12 protein-coding genes and 1 pseudogene are annotated in these 21765 nt (G+C 42.8%); 6 read left to right on the forward strand and 7 right to left on the reverse strand.

The features are described 5' to 3' along the window. Nucleotides 1-9: 9 nt before the first annotated feature. Entirely contained in the window at nucleotides 10-702 is a 693-nt protein-coding gene (locus EJN84_RS02945) for a YjjG family noncanonical pyrimidine nucleotidase (RefSeq protein ID WP_129594035.1), read from the forward strand. 1545 nt (nucleotides 703-2247) lie between these two features. Here the strand turns inward: EJN84_RS02945 and EJN84_RS02950 are convergent. The 7 genes and pseudogenes from EJN84_RS02950 to EJN84_RS02980 form a co-directional block, all read right to left on the reverse strand. After that, a complete protein-coding gene (locus EJN84_RS02950; protein ID WP_129594036.1) occupies nucleotides 2248-3507 on the reverse strand; it encodes an arginine deiminase in 1260 nt (419 codons plus the stop codon). Between the two features lie 132 nt (nucleotides 3508-3639). Then, on the reverse strand, nucleotides 3640-5745 hold the full coding sequence (locus EJN84_RS02955; RefSeq protein ID WP_129594037.1) for a glycoside hydrolase family 97 protein: 2106 nt from the start codon (nucleotides 5743-5745) through the stop codon (nucleotides 3640-3642). 45 nt (nucleotides 5746-5790) lie between these two features. Beyond that, nucleotides 5791-7611: pseudogene (locus EJN84_RS02960) on the reverse strand (alpha-amylase family glycosyl hydrolase); the annotation flags it as partial. Nucleotides 7612-7731: 120 nt separating this feature from the next. Further along, the gene (locus tag EJN84_RS02965; RefSeq protein WP_129594039.1) at nucleotides 7732-9564 is read right to left on the reverse strand and encodes a glycoside hydrolase family 13 protein; all 1833 of its coding nucleotides are present in this window, start codon (nucleotides 9562-9564) and stop codon (nucleotides 7732-7734) included. 73 nt (nucleotides 9565-9637) lie between these two features. Next, entirely contained in the window at nucleotides 9638-11086 is a 1449-nt protein-coding gene (locus EJN84_RS02970) for a SusF/SusE family outer membrane protein (protein WP_129594040.1), read from the reverse strand. Between the two features lie 24 nt (nucleotides 11087-11110). Continuing rightward, a complete protein-coding gene (locus tag EJN84_RS02975) occupies nucleotides 11111-12718 on the reverse strand; it encodes a RagB/SusD family nutrient uptake outer membrane protein (RefSeq protein ID WP_129594041.1) in 1608 nt (535 codons plus the stop codon). Between the two features lie 13 nt (nucleotides 12719-12731). Then, the gene (locus EJN84_RS02980; RefSeq protein ID WP_238943908.1) at nucleotides 12732-15692 is read right to left on the reverse strand and encodes a SusC/RagA family TonB-linked outer membrane protein; all 2961 of its coding nucleotides are present in this window, start codon (nucleotides 15690-15692) and stop codon (nucleotides 12732-12734) included. A 631-nt stretch (nucleotides 15693-16323) separates the two neighbouring features. Between EJN84_RS02980 and EJN84_RS02985 the strand changes: the two genes are divergently transcribed. From EJN84_RS02985 to EJN84_RS03005, 5 genes are read left to right on the forward strand one after another with little or no spacing between them, the layout of a single operon-like run. Next, nucleotides 16324-16764, forward strand: a complete 441-nt coding sequence (locus EJN84_RS02985) for a division/cell wall cluster transcriptional repressor MraZ (protein WP_129594042.1) — start codon at nucleotides 16324-16326, stop codon at nucleotides 16762-16764. A gap of 24 nt (nucleotides 16765-16788) precedes the next feature. Then, nucleotides 16789-17700 carry a 16S rRNA (cytosine(1402)-N(4))-methyltransferase RsmH gene (gene rsmH / locus EJN84_RS02990; protein ID WP_129594043.1) on the forward strand — a complete coding sequence of 304 codons (912 nt, stop codon included), beginning with the start codon at nucleotides 16789-16791 and terminating at the stop codon, nucleotides 17698-17700. Nucleotides 17701-17712: 12 nt separating this feature from the next. After that, complete coding sequence (locus EJN84_RS02995; RefSeq protein ID WP_129594044.1) at nucleotides 17713-18054, forward strand: FtsL-like putative cell division protein; 342 nt, start codon at nucleotides 17713-17715, stop codon at nucleotides 18052-18054. A 14-nt stretch (nucleotides 18055-18068) separates the two neighbouring features. Beyond that, entirely contained in the window at nucleotides 18069-20270 is a 2202-nt protein-coding gene (locus tag EJN84_RS03000; RefSeq protein ID WP_129594045.1) for a penicillin-binding protein, read from the forward strand. Nucleotides 20271-20282: 12 nt separating this feature from the next. Then, nucleotides 20283-21737: a UDP-N-acetylmuramoyl-L-alanyl-D-glutamate--2,6-diaminopimelate ligase gene (locus tag EJN84_RS03005; RefSeq protein WP_129594046.1), complete on the forward strand. Its 1455-nt coding sequence runs from the start codon at nucleotides 20283-20285 to the stop codon at nucleotides 21735-21737. Nucleotides 21738-21765 lie beyond the last annotated feature (28 nt).

The raw sequence follows: 21765 nt of genomic DNA on the forward strand, positions 1-21765 counted from the left end.
GTTGCAGTGATGAAATATAAGAATCTGTTTATCGATCTCGACGATACGCTTTGGGATATTCACCAAAATGGGAAAGAATGTCTCGAAGAAATTTTTAGCGATTATCGTTTCGATCGGTTTTATTCCACGTTCGACGATTTTTATAATGTTTATATGCCCTCAAACAATCATTTGTGGGGATTATACCGACTCGGTCAAATCACGAAAGATGAATTGATTGTCGAGCGATTTTTAGTTCCGGTGCGTCCGTTTGGTATCGATGATCCTGAATTTGCGAAGAAACTGAGCGACGATTTCCTCGAACGAACGACCCACAAAACCGGACTTGTGGAAGGGACAAAGGAGTTGCTCGAATATTTAAAACCGAAATATCGAATGCATATTCTCTCCAATGGTTTTCGAGAAGTGCAGTATAAGAAAATAGAAAATTCGGGATTGCGTCCCTATTTCGACAAAATCATTCTTTCGGAGGATGCAGGCAAAAACAAACCTCATCCCGACATGTTTACGTATGCCCTCAAAAATACCAATTCGCGACGTGATCAGACGTTGATGATCGGCGATAGTTGGGATGCCGACATTGTTGGCGCCCACAACAGTCGCATCGATCAGATATGGTTTAATCCTTCGGGAGCAGGAGCGGTAGGTTTCGAACCAACTTTTACAGTGAAATCGTTGAGCGAGATAAAAAATATTCTATAAACGCACGGTTTGTAGGGATTATTCTTTCTTCGCAATAATTTTGTTAATCAATCGACTTTCTTCATGATTTTGGAAGCTACAGAACCACAATTCTGTCTTATTAGGATACTTTTGCAATTTGCCGAATGACCATTATTCTGCTGCATTATAGGGTCTCCCTTTTGCGGAACGACCAATCGCTATTCGAAAAGGTTACCGGACTGTTAAAGGAACGATAATTTTCTGCCGAAAATTACGACTTGTTATCACGAGGAACGGCTTTTGTGCACAGACAAAACCTACTTTTCGCGCTGAGGAACGACTTTTTACCGGTAAAACACCCCTTCCGCAGGATGCGGAGTGACCTGTTTTTACCGTTTTGCCCACTCCGCATTGCGAGGAACGACCTTTTACTATCGAAACAACTCACTCCGCAAAATGCGGAACGACCTTTGTCCTCCTAAAAAGGTTATTCGGCGTTAAGACGAACGACCTTTGCTCGCAGACAAAACTCACTCGTCGCCGTGAGGAACGAGTTTTGTGTCTGCACAAAAGCCACTCTCCCTTAAAAATAGTTATCGAAAATGGAGAAACATTGCATAATTTGTTAACGAAGCGGGTCATGTAAATCGTAAAAGGTCGGTCGTCAAAGTGAAAAGCGACCATTTTGGGTTCACAAATGCCATTCCGCATTTTGGAAAGTACGTTTTGTGTGAACACAAAGGTCACTCGTCAAAATGGAAAGTGACCAATATTATGACACAAAACCTACTCGTCGCGTTATAAAGTGTAAAAAGTGATATAAAACAGCCGTTTCAACTTAACGACTATATCCAAATGTGAATGAACGTGAACATATTTACGAATTAAAAAGAATGTGATATTAAATAAATATTGATGGTTATTTTCAGTAATTAACTATGTTTTATGAGTGAAAAAGTTTGATATGAATTTATACGGGTAAACGTGAAAACACTATCTTAAGAGGTCGCAACTTTTCTGCTCAACTCATGTTTTTTGCTCAACTCATGGTGTTCATTGACTTTTGCGAGTTTGCCCCAAACCCCACGTTTTTTTGCCTTGATGCCAAAAAGATCAAGACTGCATCTCCAAAAAATAATGTACAATGTATAATTAAGAATTGATAATTAAAGAAGTAAAGAAATTTAGAATTTAGAAATGGGAATTGTGAATTGATAATTACAAATAAGTTGAATTCAAAAGTTGTGAGCTTGTAGCTGCTTGTTCGCTAAAAGACAAACAACTCTCCGTCAGCTGACGGATCAAACAGCTTGTCTTTTGCCCGACGGAACGCTCTCTGCGCAGATCGGGTACCCCGATGATGTGATGAGGTCGAGAAATTAATTGCTAATGTAAAATAGGGAATGGAGAAGGAAGAGCGGAATTGTCGTAATAAGCCGGCTATCCGTAATTCATGAGGCACCCTCAATTTTATCTACTCACTCTATTTCAGATAGAACCAAGAAAACGAATCGATTTCGAAAACTTGTTTGATCCGAAATGTCATCATCGACTAATCTATACATCATCAAATCGGCAAATTATTTAGCCTCTTTTCAGTGGCATCGTCATACAGCGAGGGCCACCTCCGCCACGGGGAAGTTCGGAACCTTCGAGCGTGATCACACATTTGCTTTCGGCGTTGATATCGTATTTGTCATTGATGATATCCCACGCCGAAACGATTTCGTATCCATTCTTATTCAACTCTTCCAGTGTGTGAATATTTCGAGCGTATGAAATGACTTTACCGGGTGCCAATGCCAAAAAGTTGGCACCGCTATGCCATTGTTCGCGTTCCTGATCCCAATCGTCAGATTTACCGCCGCAAATGATCGGTTCGATTTCCATTCCCAGTTTTCGCAGAGCGGTCGGAATATTGGCAACGGACGATATCTTGGTTACCTTTCCGTTATCGATTTGAATATGGACGGTTCGATAGGGAGTGTTCCCCAAAATGAGAGGGCGATATACCATTGCCGTATTGGTATCGAGCATCGTGAAAACCATGTCGAGATGAATAAACGATTCGGGACTGTCGGGCAGTTGCTGGACGATGATGTGTTTTTTCGCCGGATCATTTTTGCACAACTGCTGAATCAGCAGGTCAATAGCTTCCGGACTTGTGCGAACGCCGCTTCCTGCCAACAAAATATCGTCGCGAAGAACAAGAATATCGCCTCCTTCGATTTTCACCGTCGGATTGTTTTGCGAGACATCGTACATATTGATTTGGTTCCCTTCGAAAAACAAATCGCTTTCGAAAATGGCATTCATGATGAGCGATTCGCGTACGCGGACGGCATTCGCCATTTTGCAGACAAGTGCATTGTTGCCGATCACTCCTGCCGGATCGCGGGTGAAATAAAAGTTATAAAGCGGTTTGAGGGCATAATACTCGTCTTTCAGAAAATCGGTCAAACTTTTGATCTGCAACGGAAGGCCTTCAATCAATACTTTGGCCGTTTGTTGAGGTGTCATTTCGAGCAGAAAGTCCAAGTAATCTTCAGCCTGTTCGGCAGCACATACTTTCCGAAGCAACGAAAGTTTCATCTCGTGGTTTTCCAGCACTTTCTCCAATAGCTGCGCAACTTCAACCACGGTGGAAGTCTTTTGCAGCACGCCTTGCAGTTGTGCGTATTCCCTTTGAGCAATCGAAAGGTTGAGGATGTCGCTATACAAAGCCCGTTCGGCATATTTCGGGGTCATGTTTTCGACTTCGGGACCCGGATAATGAATGAGTACCGCTTCCAATTTGCCTACTTCCGATTGGATATTCAGTGTGATTTTTTTCTTTTCTTTCATCGATTATAAAATATTAGATTCGCAGGCAAATATACTAAAAGTTTGTTGATTTTTCAGATTCTCTCTTTTCGAACAAAAAAATCCCCTGCCTTGGTAAGGCAAGGGATAACGTCAGTGTGTATGGATTTTTCATTATAGCGGTTTGATGCTGATGGCATATCCTCCGCCCGGAGCGCAATAAAGCGACAGTTTCGATTTGCTCGAAACTTTCATTTTCTTTATTTGATAAGCTTGAGGATTGGTTTTGTAGTTTGCGTCCTTCGCATCGGAATAGATGGTGGCTTCGTATGTTGTGTTTTTGGGGAGAAAATCGAACACAATATTAGAAGTGCGGGCGTCGTAGCCGTTGGTGTTGCCCACAAACCATTCGTTTTCACCCTTGGCCTTACGGGCATAGGTGATGTATTGTCCGGGCTCGGCTTCGAGCACACGCGTTTCGTCCCAGTCAATCGCCACGTCCTTGATGAATTGGAAAGCATCGGCAAAACGCTCGTAGTTTTCGGGCAGGTCGGCTGCCATTTGCAGCGGACTATACATGGTAACGTACAATCCCAATTGGTTGGCAAGAGTTACGTTGGCATGCGAATCATTTTCGGGATTGATTTTGGCAATATCCATTTCGAAAATTCCGGGCGTGTAATCCATCGGACCGCCAATTAATCGTGTAAAAGGAAGAATAGTCGTATGATTGGGTTTGCTTCCGCCAAAAGCCTGATATTCCGTTCCTCGAGCCGATTCGTTTCCGATCAAATTCGGATAGGTGCGGCATAGCCCTGTCGGTCGAACGGCTTCGTGCGCATTGACCATGATATGATGTTCGGCAGCTTTTTGCACGGCATACAGATAATGATTGTTGATCCACTGTCCGTAGTGATGCTCACCCCGTGGAAGTATATTGCCCACATAACCACTTTTGACGGCATTATAGCCGTATGTGTTCATCAGAGCGTATGCTTCTTCCATGTGTCGTTCATAGTTGCGGGTTGATGAAGATGTTTCGTGGTGCATCATCAGCCTCACGCCTTTACTGTGGGCATAATCGTTGAGTGCTTTCAAATCGAAATCGGGGTAGGGGGTTACGAAATCGAATACATAATCTTTCGACTTTCCGAACCAGTCTTCCCAACCAACGTTCCAACCTTCAACGAGCACCTGATCGAATCCGTTTTCGGCTGCAAAATCGATATATCGACGCACATTATCGTTGTTTGCGCCATGTTTGCCATTGGGCTTAACTTTGGTGTAATCCGTTAAATCCAGTTTAACGCTTGGCAGATCACAATAAGCCCATGTACTTTTTCCGGTGATCATTTCCCACCATACGCCAACGTATTTCACCGGTTTGATCCACGAAGTATCTTCGAGTTTGCATGGTTCGTTCAAATTGAGCGTAATGCGCGAAAGCAGAATGTCGGTGGCCTTGTCGCTCACGATGATCGTTCGCCAAGGTGATACGCATGGGGTTTGCAGATATCCTTTCCGTCCCTGTGCATCGGGCGTGAGATGCGATTCGAAAACGAAATTTTTATCGTCCAGATCGAGATGCATACATGAATAGTCCACAAGCGCAGCTTCATGCAGATTAATGTATAAGCCGTCGGCTGTTTTCATCATGAGCGCCGTTTGCACGCCGGTAGGCGAAAACGGAGTTTGGGAGGCGTTGGGTGTGATGGCTTTTTGCATCAGGCTGCGTATTTCGGAAAGATGCGAAGTCGTATAATCGTATTCCTGCGTATCGTAATCGCCCGGAATCCAAAAAGCCGTATGATCGCCCGTCATGGCAAATTGCGTGCGCTCTTCTTTGATCACGAAATAGGTCAGTTCGGATTGTTCGGGAAATTCGTAACGAAAACCCAGTCCGTCGTCAAACAATCGAAACCGCACAATCATTTTTCGTTGGGTATTCTCTTGCTGAAGCGTTACTGCCATTTCGTTGTAATGGTTGCGGATTTTCGATTCTTCGCCCCACACAGGTGTCCATGTTTCGTCGAAAGAGGAGGTCTGCGTATCGATAATCGAAAAATTGTGGATCAAATCGGGACTGTCAAACAACTCCAATCCCATTTTGGAAGGTTTGATTACCGTTTTTCCTTTATACGAGAGTTGATAAGTTGGTATGCCGTCATCAACAGAAAATAGGACCTGTAACTGTCCGTTGGGGGACGAAAGTGTTTGTGCGTTTGCTTTCAGCGTGAACAATGCGCAGAGCGAAAGCAAGCAAAGAAAGATTTTTTTCATCTGCTATTTTTTCTTCTAAGTTTTATGATATGAATATTTTGTTAATCAAAAACTGGTGTACATTTTGAAACTGTTTGCCGGCAGCGTAATACCATCCATTGTGGTGGATGAAACGTCGAGGCTTTCCGACGGATTCATGTAATTATTCCATGTTCCGGTTTTTGGGAATGTAGTTGAGGTAGTGATAGCTTCATTCGTGAAATTGCCGATCACCACCACCTGTTTGGCATTGCCAAACGATGACAGTGTCAGAAATCGGCCTTTCTCCCAATCCGATTCGGATACTTTCCAACTCATGGTTGCCGTCGAATTGAAAAGTTCGGGGTTGTCGTTTCGGAATTCGATCAGCTTGGTGTACGTGTCATACAATTTTTTTCGCTCAGGCACATTGAGATAATCCCATTTGACCGGTTTTTTGCCCGTGCGTCCGTTATAGTCGATGGATACGTCGTAGCCCATTTCTCCGAATTGCCATACCATTTTCGGACCCGGAACGGTGAAAAAGAAGGCCGCATTGGCTTCAAGTTGCGACATGCGTGCACCGAGATCGGTTTTCAGAATGCCGTTGCCCCATTGCGTTTGCTTGTATCCGGCACGTTCTTCGTCGTGACTTTCCATATACGATACCAAACTATTCGCAGGACGTGATGCGGTTCCATAATACGCCGGAGAAATATCCGAATTATCAGTCTTGTATCCCATTGCCGATTGGCAATATTGCCAATTTACGTTTCGCCATACCATCATTCCGGCATTGGACAATTCGGTTTCTTCCCTGTCGTCGGCAAAATGTTCCAAAATAACAAAGGCATCGGGTTTTACGGCTTTGATAGCAGTATTGTAATCTTTCAGGATGGCAATGCGTGAAGCATCGTAATTGGCAGCAGTGGCCTCAGTACTCGATTTCTGCGTAAATCCCTTTGACAAGTCGAACCGGAAGCCGTCGACCTTGTACTCCTCCAGCAAAAACTGCAAGTTGCGTTTCACAAATTTGCGCACCAGTGGCGATTCGTGATTGAAATCGTTGAAAACACTGTAGGGGTGTGGTGCCGTTACGTTGAAATACGGATTGTTGGCAGCAGGTCGGTTGTTGACCGAATCCCACCACATTTTCGCGAATGGATTGTTTCCCGTAGCGTGATTGTATACTACGTCGAGGATGACGGCCATGCCGCGTTTGTGGCACTCGTCGATGAATTGTTTGTACATCTGGTCGGTTCCATAGGCCTTGTCCATGGCGAAATAAAAACAGGGATTGTAACCCCAGCTGTCGTTGCCGTCGAATTCCTGCACCGGCATCAGCTCGATGGCCGTTACACCCATCGATTTCAGATAATTGAGATTTTGCAGAGCTCCGTTGATATCACTTGAGGTGGTGAAATCGCGTAACAGCATTTCGTAAATCACCAGATGATCCACCGCCGGAGGCGTGAAGTCGGGTACTTGCCACGAATAGTTATCGGGTTGGATTTTAAATACAGATACAATTCCGCTTGCTCCTGCGGACGGATAGGTTTTGTTGTCCGAATAGGTGGACGACGGAATATACGGATCATTTGCCGGATCGAGAATCTTGCGCGAATAGGCATCGGCAGTTCTCACTGTTTCGCCGGTATTCTTCTTGAGCACATACTGGAAAGCATATTCCTTTGAAGGATCCAGCCCTGAAATCGTGAGCCACCAAAATCCTGATGCATCATCGCGATTCATCATCGATTTGTCGTCGTCAGTTTGTTGCCAGTTGTTGAAATCACCTACAACGTAAGCGTAATCGTAACTCACGCCATTTTTGTCCTTGTCATACAGCACGAAAGTTACCGTTGAATTGTTGATCACGTTTATTCCTTCTATCAAGCCGGCAGGCAATGGAGTTTGCTTCGGCGTATCAACATTAGGCGTATTGTCGCTACAAGCCCATGCCAAACACAGCCACAAGAGCGAAAAAAGAATCAGTTTATTATATTTCATATCCCACAATTAATGCGATTATATTTCGAAAATCATAATTTGGCGCGGCGACATAACCAATTTATCGGCAAACTGAATTTGCTGACCTGATATGATGTCGTTAGCCGTTTTTCTGTTCTTAATAGATTCTGTGTACCGACCAAGGTCAATCGAAGCTTCTTTGGAAGTTCCATTCATGAAAACGACGATGCTTTTGTCGTTCAGATAGCGTTCATACACATAAACTCCGTTTTGCGGCACGTAGTGTTTCATTTTGCCTTTGGCAAGAATTTCGTTGCCTTGACGCCATTTCAACAACTTTTGCATGAAGTTGAACGCTTCGTTTTGCAGTTCACTTCTGCCTTCGGCCGTAAATTGATTGACCGAATCATCCGGCCAGCCGCCCGGTACATCTTTGCGAATATCGCCATCACTTTTGCTCTTGTTTCCATTCATCAGCAGCTCCGTTCCGTAATAAATTTGGGGAATTCCCGGAATGGTGAGCAGAAAAGTAATTCCTTGCTTAAAGCTGTCGAGATTTTTCGGCATTTCGGGCAGAAAACGATCGGTGTCGTGATTGTCGAGAAACCGCAGCACGTTGTAAATATCGGGATAAACGTAATCCGTAGTCATGTGTTCGTAAATATTGCGCAAGCCGCCTCCCCATTCTCCGGTTTCTTCGAAAAAAGCGGAATGAGCCAGTCCCATCAAGCGGAAATCCATGACAGATTTCAATTGGGTATTTTCTTTATTGTTGAGTTTGCTGTTTTTTTGCCAAAAAGCCGTGCCAACGGGATTGTTGTACCATGCTTCACCTACGATATTGTAATTCGGGTACTCCTTTTCAATAGCCCGACACCAATCAATCATCATCTGATAGTCGGCATAGGGGTAAGTGTCCTGACGTATGCCGTCCACACCCGCATATTCGATCCACCAAATACTGTTTTGAATCAGATATTTGGCAACATGTCTGTTGCGTTGGTTGAGGTCGGGCATGGAAGGGACAAACCAACCGTCGGTCATTTGTTTGGTATCGTATTTCGATGCATACAGATCGTAATAAACCTCTTTCACATGGGTGGTTTGCACATAAGGATCGAGGTTGTTGAACCAGTCTTTCGAAGGAATATCCTTCATCCATGGATGATCGCTGCCGCAATGATTGAAAATCATATCCATCACCACCTTCATGCCTTTGGCATGAGTATCTTTGATAAGTTTTACATACTCATCGTTGCTTCCGAATCGCGGATCGACGCGATAATAATTGGTAGTTGCATATCCGTGATACGAGCCGCCATCCATATCGTTTTCGAGCACAGGATTTAGCCAAATGGCCGTAACGCCCAGATTATGAAGATAGTCTAAATGATCGGAGATACCTTTCAAGTCACCTCCATGACGTGCGTTTGGATCGTTGCGATCTACTTTGTAGGGCATGCGCATCGACAATTGGTCATTCGTAGGATCACCATTGGCAAACCGATCGGGCATAATGAGGTAGAGTACATCCGATGAGTCGAACCCTTTTACATTCTTTCGCGATGGGTCGCGTTGTTTGAGTTCGTAATGAATGGTAATTTTCTTTTTGCCGTTGGTGAAAACAATATCGAACGTTTCGGGAATGCTTTTCGAGATGTCGAGATAAAGCAATTTATAGTTTGGGCTTTCGAGCGCCACCGACTCTTTCAGATAAACATGCGGCGAAGTGATCGTTGCCTTGTAATCGGCTATATTGCTGCCGTAAACCAGCAACTGTAATTCGGATTCCTGCATGCCGCTCCACCAGAAGGCCGGCTCGATGTTTATCTGTTGGGCACTGAGTTCAATGGATAAGAAAAGTAAGAGATAAAAATATATTTTTTTCATACTGAAAAAGCTAAAAAAGTCAGAAGCTGCCATTTTCAACAGCTTCCGACCTTTCTCGTATTAATCTAATTTGTTAGTTGATTGACCCTTTATTGTCATCGAAATGAAGTGTAATAATCTGACCTGCGGTACCTGGAACGGCGGCCTGGTCGCCACCATCGTTTCGATAGATGATATCGGTGCCAAACACATTGAATTCGGCATTCCACCAATCAGGAATCCATGGATGAGAAACGTACATGCGAATATTGCCATTCGCTTTCAACGGCGGCGATACAAGAGTCTTCGCAGTATTATCGGCAGTGAACTTATTTGCTGCCACGTCTTTATCCCAGCCTCCAAAAGCATCGCCAATTCCATAAACTGAAGCTTTTACGACAGAAAGTTTTTTGGCATTGTTTCGCAAATCGAGAACTATGGTGTACATTCCCGATTCCGCAACGGACATATTGCCTCCACTGTTCGATACGGTTCCGCCGTTTGGATCAAATTCAGTTATTTCACCAAAGCCCAAGTTGGGATCGCTCCAATTGGCATTTGATACTTTGAATCCTTTTCCTCCTTCGAGGTAAAGAATTTTCCAATAGATTCCCACATTTTCACCTCCTCCGGCAAGTTTATGCATTTCGGCAGCGGCATGCGTTCCGGGTGAGTCCCATCCATAAGCAGTAGCATCACCAACCAAATAGACATTTTCAGGATAAGTTGGAGGAATAACAGGGCCACCAATCAATACATAGGTTGCATTGAATGTTCTTGATCTTAAATCATACTGTATAGCAAATTCGAATTGGCCGCCGAAAGAGGTTGAGAAATTTGCGCCGCCGGGTTTAATTTGAGATAGAGAGTTTTCAATCAAAGGGGCTGCAGAAGTTCCTATGTTGCCCAAGTCAGTAAAAAGACGAGCTGTTGTGCCATCCGATACATTTACATAATTTCCCCAATCACCGCCATATCTGAATTTATATTCGCCGGAAGTCAGATTAACAGTTCCTTTCCAAGTTACGGTAAGTTTTCCATCGAAAGTCGGCGTATCAAAAGGCGTTTCAGCATTCCAACCTTGAGCAGTTGCTGCTCCGATAATCCCATAATTGACAGGAAGTATATTGATCTCTTTCAGGCTGGTATTTACGACAATAAAATAAAATCCGTCTTGATCGACTTTAAGAGGAGTGGCATCTTGTACGAGAGAATATACGGCAATATTATTTGTTTTTTTCACCTCGTCACCTTTACCATATTTGACAACTTGATTGAGATCGGTTGCGATGGAAATGGTGAAATCGCCATCGGCGTTGAGCCAAGTGTATATACCCACTAATTCGGATAGACCATCAGCATTTCCATCTAACGGAAAAACTTTAAGAGCGGATGCCGGAGCTTCACCACTATACATGGTTGCCGAACCCGTAATATATGTACCGGGTTGAACATCCGTGACTATGGTCCAGTTTTCGTTATCGCTACAATTCGCAAGGAATGGGAGCAATAAGAATACGAGATATTTATATATATGTTTCATATTTTTTTGATTTAAACGTTTGAATTAGTATCCCGGATTTTGAGTTAGGTTAGTATTTAACGACAAAACATCTGCCGGAATTGGGAAAACAGTTTTAGTAGGAGCTGAAGTAGGTCTATCCGATATCGGTTGAGTATATTTTCCGAATCTGATTAAATCCTGGCGACGCCAACCTTCCCAAGCAAGTTCGAGCAATCTTTCGTCCAAAATATTGTCGAGTGTTGCTACCCGTGAAGAAGCGCCCGCTCTTGTTCTGACTTTACCCAAATCGTCGTCTCCACTTTGTCCCATACGAACCAAAGCTTCCGATTTCATCAACAATACGTCGGCATAGCGGAATAGTACCCAATCGTTATGTGGAAGTTGTCCGGCAGCCTGGGCAGTAGGATCTGTTTCGTATTTTGCCATACGCGCTCCTGCCGTCTTCTCGAAAGTCGTTCCACTAACATCCAATGCGATTGCATCGGGTTTGTATTCCAAGTCGGCATCGCCGTCTTTGATGAAGTTTCCGTCCGGCCCTTTCACTTTGCCTGTGAAATATGTTTTTCCCATACGTGGGTCTTCAGTGCCTTTTCTGAAGATAGCTAATGCTTCTTTCGTAGCCGAAGAACCATTCCAACCATCTTGCGAATAAGCTTTGCCGTGTGCGTAGTGACGCGAACGAACCAAATTCATGTTACGTGCCGTGAAATTTATCGGATCCATCGGTATCACAAAGATATTTTCTTTGGATGATTCGTTGCTGATGCTGAAATTCGCTGAAAAATCGCTTTCGAGCTCATATCCGAGAGCCGTAATAGAATCGCAATAGGCAACCGTAGCTTCCCAGGGGGTTTTCGTTGCCCCGTTAATAGTAAATGTGGCTGTTCCGTTTGGAATTCCGTTATTGTCCGTCCAATCGTCATCAGCATAAACCTGTGCATTTAAGGCGAGCTTGGCCATCAGGAAAAATGCGACGGGTCGTGTCATTCGCCCGTAGTATTCTCCGGTTTTCGAACTGTTTGCTGTCGAAAGATATGGAATAGACTCCTGCAATTCTGTGACCACGAAGTTAAATACTCCCGAGCGCGTAGATTGCTGAACGTCAGATATCTGAGTCGTAGCAGTTTCCACAATGGGTACGCGTCCAAACAAATCCATCAAGTAATAGTAGTACATGGCACGCAATGCTCTTATTTCTGCTTTGTAAACTGGAAGATAGGTGTTTTCGGGATCTTGCTCGATAAGACTGTTTAATTTGTCGAGAGACATGTTTATTTTTCCGATTACGCGATATAGATAATTCCAGCTGTTTAAAATAACAGAATTGTCGGATTTCCAATTGTGTTTGAATAAGTCTTGCCATAGGCCTCCATCGAACCAGTCGCCACCACGCGTGGGAAGCATCACTTCATCTGCAGTAAAGGTATTTAAGTCGTAAATGCCCCTATCCGTTCCGGCTAATCCGTTACCTCCACCGGATCCGCCAATTTCCGTATATAAGTTGGCGACAGTGTTCAGATAGATGAGCGAAGGACTTTTATAAGCTTCGTTTTCAGGTAACTGGTCGATTGGAGTTTCATCCAATGAGCACCCGAAAAGAGCGAGTGAAAATGAAAGTATTAAACTGTATTTTAAAAGATTCCTTTTCATGATTTGGTGAGATTTAGAAATTAATACTTAATCCTAAAGAGTACGTACGTGTCAGCGGATAGAATTGTTTATCGTCAAGTCCAAGTGAGCCGTTGACAGTAGTGCTGTTAATCATCGGCGAAAGGCCGGAATAGTTTGTGAACGTATATAAATTGTTCACAGAAGCAGTAAGGCGAATACTGTTAACCCAGTTTTTTATTTTTTCGACATCAAAATTATATCCCATAGTAACATAAGCAATATGAACATAATCTCCTTTTTCCAACCAGTAATCGGTAACTGTGCTGTCAAAAATTTTCTTTTCGGGAGCATCCGGTAATACATTATATGTTGGAAAAGTATTCATATTCATATAAGAGAGAGAGGTTCCATTATATATTTTGTGTCCAAAAGCACCATTTAATTGAGTTTGAATGTCAAAGGATTTGTATCTAAAATTGATATTAGCGCCCATCAATACTTTCGGCATAGCCTGACCTGCAAAATAGCGATCTCCGCCATCGTTCAAATTAATATTTGGATCATCATCCAAATTGAGTAGATTATAGGTGTAACTTCCCAATCCGTCGTTAATCAACCCATTTGATTTAGGTAAGTAAAACACTCCCAACGGTTGTCCTACAACTTGATAAGTAACATAAGTATTGCCTCCCTGAAATCCCGCACCATTGATACGGGCGAGCTTCATATATTCTGCAGCATTTAATTCCTGACCCATATATGTTCCACTGAGTGACAATAACTTATTCTTTTGATAAGCTACGTTGCCAGAGATGGTAAGATCCATATCTTTGCTTCTTATGGGTGAATAACCAACAGTAAATTCTAAACCGCTGTTTTCCATTTCTCCCAGATTGGCTAAAAGCTTAGGATGAACGAATGGGGGAACAGGAACATCATAGTCATACAACAAATCTTCGGTTCTCGAATAGTAGTAGTCTATGTTGGCTGTTAATCGGCGATTCATAAAAGCCATGTCAACTCCGACATCGAACATATTTTTCGTTTCCCATTTCAAATCCGGATTTGCATTTCTGTTGTAGCTATAAGTTACAGTTGGAACTCCGTTAACTGAAGTTATACCTGAAGGGCCCATCAGCAAGAGAGAATTATATGCACTAATAGCATCCTGATTACCGGTTCTACCATATCCGGCTCTTAATTTGAATTCATCGATAGCATCGATATCTTTCATGAAATCTTCTTCACTCATAACCCATGCAAGCGAAGCCGATGGGAAAAATCCCCATTTATTATTTTCTCCTAATTTGGATGATCCGTCAAAACGAATATTAACGGTTGCTATGTAACGATCTGCATACATATAATTAACACGTCCCAAAAATGAACTTAAATTATATCCGTTTTTATAAGACGAAACATCTCCATACTTCACAATTGCCCCTGCTGCCAAATTGTTGTAAAGAAAATAATTGGTGTCGAATCCTCGAGCATTTGCTGAAAATCCTGTGTAATCATATTTCTGACCTTCAACAAGTGCTAATGCATCTATGCGATGTCGCTCAACAATCTTTTTGTAGTTCAGGCTCAAATTTCCCATAAGGATATTGCTTTTGTTCTGTCCACGATAAGCTTTTCCTCGTCCTTCACGAATGCCAGCCTTAATATTGGTAGGAATATAATTCAAATTTTCTTTTGCATTATATGTGTATGAACCAAATGCACTGAAATTTAAATTTTCATTTATATTCCATGTCAAACGACCGTTGGTTGCAAGATATGCGTTATCTTCGCGGTCGTCAATTGTCAGACGGCCTAAGGGATTGTCCACTTCATTGGCATTAGGATCTTCGGGCCAACTTCCATCCTCGTTTTGCATTGCAGGAAGAGTAGGATTGAATGAGGCTGCAGAATAGAAAGTCTTTTGATAGTCGTTTACGTATCTACTTTCCTTTTTAGAACCAAATACACCGATATCCAACTTTAATTTGTTGTCGAATAATAATTGACTACCGTCTATTTTAACGGTATAGTTTTGCATCCCGTTGTTTTTGATAATCCCTTTTTGATCGATAATTCCGAGAGATGCTCTGAAGTTAGTCTCTGCCGTACCACCGCCAAAAGAAATTCGATGATTCTGGGTGTAGCCTGTTTGGAGCATTTCTTTCATAAAATTAGTACTTGCTCCTCCGTCGAGAGCATTCACATAACCGCCATCTATAACCGCCTGCCTGTAGCCTTCAGCACTCAGCATGTCGATTGTTTTATAAGAGTCTTCTATTCCGAAAGTTCCCTCATAATTGAGAATTTTCGTGCCGGCTTTTCCTTTTTGAGTTGTTACTACAATTACTCCACTGGCACCCCTTGAACCATATTGGGCTGTTTCGGAGGCATCTTTTAAGATAGTGAAACTTTCAATATCCCCTGGAGATAAGGCATTGAGAAGTCCTAAATCGCCAAACATACCATCGATTACAACCAGAGGATCATTACCCCCTGAAAGAGAAGTTGTACCGCGTACACGAATAGAGCTTCCTGCAGTTGGGTCTCCTCCGGTCTTCTGTATGTTGACACCGGCAACTTTGCCTTTCAAGGCATCTAATGGATTGACAACCACACCCGCATTCATGTCTTTTTGACTCACTTTTTGCACAGCTCCCGAAATGGTGCGTTGACTTCCGGTTGCATACCCAATCACTACCACTTCATCCAATACTTCTGTATCTTCGTGTAGAACGATTTGGATGTTTGTGCGATTTTCGATGGGGACAACCTCCGACTTGTAGCCAATGTAGCTCACTTCAAGTACACCATTGCCGGGGGCTTGAAGTGAGAAATTGCCATCCATGTCCGTAGCCGTTCCCACGGTAGTTCCCTGTAAAAGAATTGTGGCTCCGATGATCGGTTCGCCGTTCACATCTCTTACCGTACCTTTCACGTTTGTTTGGCCGGTTTGGGCAATTGCCGAAACAGCCATCAATAGTCCTATCATTGACAATAAGACTGTCTTCATACTTTTTTTGAATTTTAAAACCATGTTACTAGCGTTATTAGATTACTGAATCAAATAATTTCATTTTCTCTGTATTTAGAATTAGTACTCAATTTAATATCGCAATGAAGGCTAAAATGTTTCATCATTCTATTAAACTTTACTTTCGTAACAAATGTATGGGGAACAAAGTTATCAATATGAAAAAAAAATGATAAATCGTCATTTTTTAACATGCAATCGTTTGCACTCAAATGATGAGTGTAAATAATACTATTATAGATATTTGTCTTTATTTATTGTTCAATGGATATAAAGAGTTTTGAACATTTGATAACCTCTCCCGACTTTCAAAATGATTCGTTTCGGTTTCTTTCATCTTGTTCAGTCTAAATTTATCTGTGATAGATATTTCATAATTTGACCATTTTGTGAGAAATAGAATGAGATTATCTCAATTTATTTTTAGATTGATTCATAAAATAATCTCGGCGGTTGGTATTTAAATATTTGATATATAGTATTTTGAAAATTATCAAATGGGTGTTGATAACTTTTTTGAAAAAAATGTGTAGAAATGTGGGGGAAAGTGGATTATTTTGTACTTTTACGACGTTGAAAGTTGTAAATCAATGATAAAATAATTTATAGAATGCAGTTTTTGGGAAATATGGAAGCCAAAACAGATGCCAAAGGACGTGTCTTTGTTCCGGCATGTTTTCGGAAAACCCTGCAAAACGCAGGAGAAGATTATCTTGTGCTTCGTAAGGATATTTTTCAGGACTGTCTTGTGTTGTATCCCGGTTCGGTGTGGGAAAAAGAAATAGAGGCACTGCGCCGCAGATTGAATAAATGGAATAGTGATCAACAGCAGATTTTCAGACAATTTGTGCTCGATGCAGAACGTATAGAAATAGACGCCAGCGGCAGAATACTCATTCCGAAACGTTATCTTCAATTGGTAGGAATCGATACAGATGTGCGATTTTTAGGGGTGGACGATACTTTTGAGATATGGGCGAAAGAAAAACTCGAAAAGCCTTTGGTTTCGCCCGAAGAATTTTCGACAAAAATTCAGGAATTAATGCAGTAGAAATATTTTTTTGTAACTCATAAAATGGCAGACACATATCATACACCGGCTTTGCTTGTCGAAAGTATCGACGGACTCGATATCAAGCCCGACGGAATATATGTAGATGTTACTTTCGGTGGTGGCGGGCATTCGCGTGAAATACTTTCGCGATTAGGGCCTAATGGCAAATTGTATGCATTCGATCAGGATGCGGCTGCTTACGATAACCGCATCGATGATCCGCGTTTTGTTTTTATTAGAGGAAATTTTCGCTATCTCAGGAATTTCATGAGATATTATGGAGAGAATTGTGTGGACGGGATTTTGGCCGATTTGGGCGTTTCATCTCACCATTTTGATAGTCCCGGTCGCGGTTTTTCTTTCAGATTCGAGGGCGATCTCGATATGCGGATGAATCGATCTTCGACAAAGAATGCAGCAAAAATTCTCAACGAGTATCCCGAGAATCAGCTTTCGTCGATTTTTTCGCGATACGGCGAATTGAATAATGCGGGCAAAATAGCTGCAGCAATCGTTCGTTCCCGAGATATTCATCCGGTATCTACCATAGAGGATTTCGTAAAGATTCTGGAACCATTCACTTTCAGGGATAGAGAAAAGAAAATTCTCGCGCAAGCATTTCAGGCTTTGCGTATCGAGGTCAATGATGAAATGGAAGCTCTCCGAGAGATGTTGCGTCAATCGTTGCAAATACTCCGAAAAGGAGGGCGAATGAGTGTTATCTCCTATCATTCACTCGAAGACCGAATGGTGAAAAATTTTTTCCGATCGGGCAATGTCGAGGGAAAAATTGAAAAGGATTTTTTTGGAAATGCGTTTACTCCTTTTGCTCTTGTCAATCGAAAGGTTATTGTTCCGCGCGAAAGTGAACAACAAAGTAACCCTCGGTCGAGAAGTGCAAAATTGAGAATTGCAGAAAAAATAATCGAATAAACTTTTTTGTTTATGAAGCTTGATCGTATCCGAAAGTCGTTTGTCCACGTTTTTGGAGGAAGCGTGCTGACCGAAGGTGTTTTTGTGAGAAATTTGCGTTTCATCATCACGCTGTTGTTCATCATGTTTATCTTCATCAGTTATCGTTATTCCGTTCTGAGGAAAATGGCTGAAGTGGAGTCACTCGAACGTCAGTTGAAAGATGCAAAATACGAAGCCCTTTCCATTTCGGCCGAACTCACCAAGGCGAGTCGTCAGTCCGAAATCGAACAGCGTATTGCCAGGGAGGGTCTTGATCTAAAGGTTTCAGATCAACCTTTTTATGTGATAAAAGCCGATAAACAGAAAAAATAAAAACTTGTCTGAGGATGGAACAGCCAAATAAGAAATTGGAAAACAAAGGTGTTATGTCCCGCTATGGACTAATCGTCACTTTTTTAATTCTTTTTTCCGTTATGATCGTGTTTTCGGCCGGAAAAGTAATTTTTTCTGACGAAGGCAAAAAATGGCGTGAAGTTGGCGAAAAGGAAACGGTAATCAAAGATCGCGTGATTCTGCCCACACGAGGCAATATTTATACCTGTGACGGTAAACTTTTGGCTACGAGTGAACCGCTTTACAGTATTTATATGGACTTTTGGGCCGACGGCATGCAAAAAGATACACTCGAAAAATATGTAGGACCTCTCTCGAAAGCATTGGCAAAAAAATTTCCCAGTCGTTCGGCAAATCAATATCGAAATCTGATCCTCAGCGGATGGAAACAACGTGAGAAGGAAGAACGGCAGATCGAAGATTATCGGTCGCGTGGAATCGACAAGAAAGTTACCCTTCGTTCGCGCTATATTCGTATCATCAAAGAAGATATTTCGTATGTCGATCTTAAGGAAATTCGTACTTTTCCTTTTTTTAATTTTCGTTCAAATAAGAGCGGACTTATCGCTGAAGAAAAAAATGCCCGTCAAAAACCTTTCGGAAATTTGGCAACACGTACGGTAGGTAGTGTTTATAAAGATTTGGAAAAAGGTGGGGCAAGTGGATTGGAGCTTAAATACGATTCGTTGTTGCGGGGAGTTCCCGGTGTGAAAAATCGTCAGAAAATTCAGGGTAAATGGATTGACGTAGTCGAAATTCCTGCTGAAGCCGGTTGCGATGTGGTAACGACGCTCGATGCCTCTATTCAGGATATTACCGAAAAAGCCCTTCGGGCAAAACTGATCGAAACGGATGCAGAATCGGGAACAGCCATCATTATGGAAACAAAAACGGGTGAAATAAAAGGAATTGCAAATCTCGATCGGGTTGCACCCGGAACTTATTACGAAGGCAATCCCAATGCTTTTTCGTATATGAACGAACCCGGATCGACATTCAAGACTGTAACCGTGATGGCGGCACTCGACGACGGACTCATCACCCCGACAGATTCTTTTTATGTTGGCAACGGGTTGTTTCAATACAATGGGAAGTGGGTGAGAGATCATTATTGGCGTCAGGGCAAGGACAGAGGATACCTTACCGTTGCCGAAGGACTTGCTGTTTCGTCGAATGTGGTGATGAGCAAAATTGCGCTTAAGGCTTATGAACATAATCCTCGAAAATTTGTGGAAGCCATCGACCGTATCGGTTTGCGCAAACAGCTGAAGTGGGACGTGCCTCTTAATGGAATCGAGGGGACATCTGTGATCCGGTATCCCGACGATAAAAAAAATTACTGGTCGAAAACCACTTTGCCCTGGATGTCGTTTGGCTACGAAACGCAAATACCTCCTATTTATATATTGATGTTTTATAATGCTATTGCCAACAATGGGAAAATGATTCAGCCTTTCATCGCAAAAAGTTTTATAAAAGACGGGAAAGTGATTAAAAACATAGAGGCAAATGTCGTGAATCCGAAAATATGCAAAGACACCACGCTATCTCAAGTCAAGAAAATGCTTGAAGACGTAATTACCGAAGGAACGGCAAAGGTTGTGAAATCCGATTACTTTACCATAGCGGGTAAGACGGGAACGGCTCTCATTGCTTCCAACGGCGGATACGAAAATTATTATGTGTCGTTTTGCGGATATTTTCCCGCAGAAGATCCACAATATACATGCTTTGTCGGAATTCGCAAACCTAAAGGGCCTCCATCAGGAGGCGGACAGGCCGGAACCGTATTTAAAGCCATTGCCGAACAAACATTCATGCGAAATGTCCGATTGACGCCGGCCGATTGTAAACCCGATTCGTCGTTGCAAAAGCTGCCGCCTGTGAAAAACGGAAATTGGAAAAAGAGCGAAACCGTTTTTGAGGCATTGGGGTTGAATAAATTCAATTTTTCGCCTGCTACGGATTGGGTGCAAATCCGGCTCGATAGTCTGCAATATTATCCCAAAGAACTTTCAATAAGTGGAAAAAGCGTTCCAAATGTTTTGGGAATGGGCGCTCGCGATGCGGTATATTTATTGGAGAAATCGGGTATGCGTGTGAATCTGACAGGAGCCGGAAAAGTTACATCGCAATCTTTTGCACCGGGTACGCGAGTGAATAAAGGGACAACTATCAGTATTGTTTTACAATAAAAAAATCGAGGTATGAATCTTAGCCGTTTAATTGCCAAATGCAATGTGATCTCTATCAAGGGAGATGCCGAAGTGGAAGTGAAATCGATTACATCCGATTCGCGTCAGGTGCAGCCGGGTGCATTGTTTATCGCGGTCGAAGGAATTTGCACCGATGGACATTCCTATATTGGCAAAGCCATCGAGCAGGAAGCGGCCGTTGTGGTTTATGACAAACCGGTGATCGAAGAATATTTTTCACGTGTTACGTATGTTCAGGTCGAAAACAGTGCAATTGCTCTTGCGCTCATTGCTTCCGAATGGTATGGCAATCCGTCCGAACGGCTTCAATTGGTGGGCGTTACCGGAACGAATGGCAAAACAACCGTTGCCTCACTGCTTTATGGGATGTTTCGTCACCTCGGCTTTCGTGCGGGTTTATTATCTACGGTGTGCAACTATGTGAACGACGAAAAATATCCCACCACGCACACCACGCTCGACCCCATTACACTCAATTCTTTCTTGCGAAAAATGGTAGACGCTGGTTGCACGCATGCTTTTATGGAAGTAAGTTCACATGCCATTCATCAGAAGCGGGTGCACGGATTGCATTTCGCAGGCGGCATATTCACCAACCTCACTCAGGATCATCTCGACTATCACAAAAACATGCTCGAATATCGGAATGTGAAGAAATCGTTTTTTGACAGTCTTCCGTCCGAAGCTTTTGCTCTGACTAACATCGACGACAAAAATGGTCAGGTGATGGTACAGAATACCAAAGCAAAGATATACACCTATTCGGTGAAAAATATGGCCGATTTCAAGGCGCGTATTTTCGAAAAACATTTCGAGGGCACTGATATCGAAATCGACGGCAAACATCTCACGGTGCAGTTCGTTGGCGTTTTCAATGTTTATAACCTGCTGGCCGTGTATGGCGCAAGTCGTTTGCTGGGTTTGGGCGAAGAGGATGTGCTTAAGACGCTCTCTGTGCTCAAACCGGTGGCCGGTCGTTTTCAAACCCTTCATTCACCAAAAGGATTTACGGCTATTGTGGATTATGCGCACACGCCGGATGCCATCACCAATGTGCTCAATGCCATCCATGAAGTGCTCGATCGAAAAGGATCGGTCATTACGGTGGTGGGCTGTGGAGGCAATCGCGATAAAACCAAACGCCCCATCATGGCACGTGAGGCTGTGAAATTGAGCGATAAGGTGATATTTACTTCCGATAATCCCCGATTCGAGGAACCCGAAGATATCCTTAACGATATGCTTGCCGGACTTTCTGAAGAGGAAAAAGCCGATACACTGACTATTGTCGATCGGCGAGAAGCGATAAAAACGGCTTGCGCGCTGGCAAAAAAAGGTGATGTTGTGCTCATTGCAGGCAAGGGACATGAGGACTATCAGGAGGTGAAGGGTGTGAAGCATCATTTCGACGACAGAGAAGAAGTGGAAAAAATATTTAAACCGTAAGTTGGAATATTCATTGACAGGATAAGTA

This window comes from Seramator thermalis, assembly GCF_004138125.1.
GTDB lineage: Bacteria > Bacteroidota > Bacteroidia > Bacteroidales > Dysgonomonadaceae > Seramator > Seramator thermalis.

Excerpts from the sequence above, each read along its gene's own strand:
- EJN84_RS03005 (WP_129594046.1), top strand. The coding sequence starts at position 20,283 with ATGAATCTTAGCCGTTTAATTGCCAAATGCAATGTGATCTCTATCAAG.
- EJN84_RS02995 (WP_129594044.1), top strand. The coding sequence starts at position 17,713 with ATGAAGCTTGATCGTATCCGAAAGTCGTTTGTCCACGTTTTTGGAGGA.
- EJN84_RS02975 (WP_129594041.1), bottom strand. The coding sequence starts at position 12,718 with ATGAAAAGGAATCTTTTAAAATACAGTTTAATACTTTCATTTTCACTC.
- EJN84_RS03000 (WP_129594045.1), top strand. The coding sequence starts at position 18,069 with ATGGAACAGCCAAATAAGAAATTGGAAAACAAAGGTGTTATGTCCCGC.
- EJN84_RS02970 (WP_129594040.1), bottom strand. The coding sequence starts at position 11,086 with ATGAAACATATATATAAATATCTCGTATTCTTATTGCTCCCATTCCTT.
- rsmH (WP_129594043.1), top strand. The coding sequence starts at position 16,789 with ATGGCAGACACATATCATACACCGGCTTTGCTTGTCGAAAGTATCGAC.
- EJN84_RS02985 (WP_129594042.1), top strand. The coding sequence starts at position 16,324 with ATGCAGTTTTTGGGAAATATGGAAGCCAAAACAGATGCCAAAGGACGT.
- EJN84_RS02945 (WP_129594035.1), top strand. The coding sequence starts at position 10 with ATGAAATATAAGAATCTGTTTATCGATCTCGACGATACGCTTTGGGAT.
- EJN84_RS02950 (WP_129594036.1), bottom strand. The coding sequence starts at position 3,507 with ATGAAAGAAAAGAAAAAAATCACACTGAATATCCAATCGGAAGTAGGC.
- EJN84_RS02980 (WP_238943908.1), bottom strand. The coding sequence starts at position 15,692 with ATGAAGACAGTCTTATTGTCAATGATAGGACTATTGATGGCTGTTTCG.
- EJN84_RS02965 (WP_129594039.1), bottom strand. The coding sequence starts at position 9,564 with ATGAAAAAAATATATTTTTATCTCTTACTTTTCTTATCCATTGAACTC.
- EJN84_RS02955 (WP_129594037.1), bottom strand. The coding sequence starts at position 5,745 with ATGAAAAAAATCTTTCTTTGCTTGCTTTCGCTCTGCGCATTGTTCACG.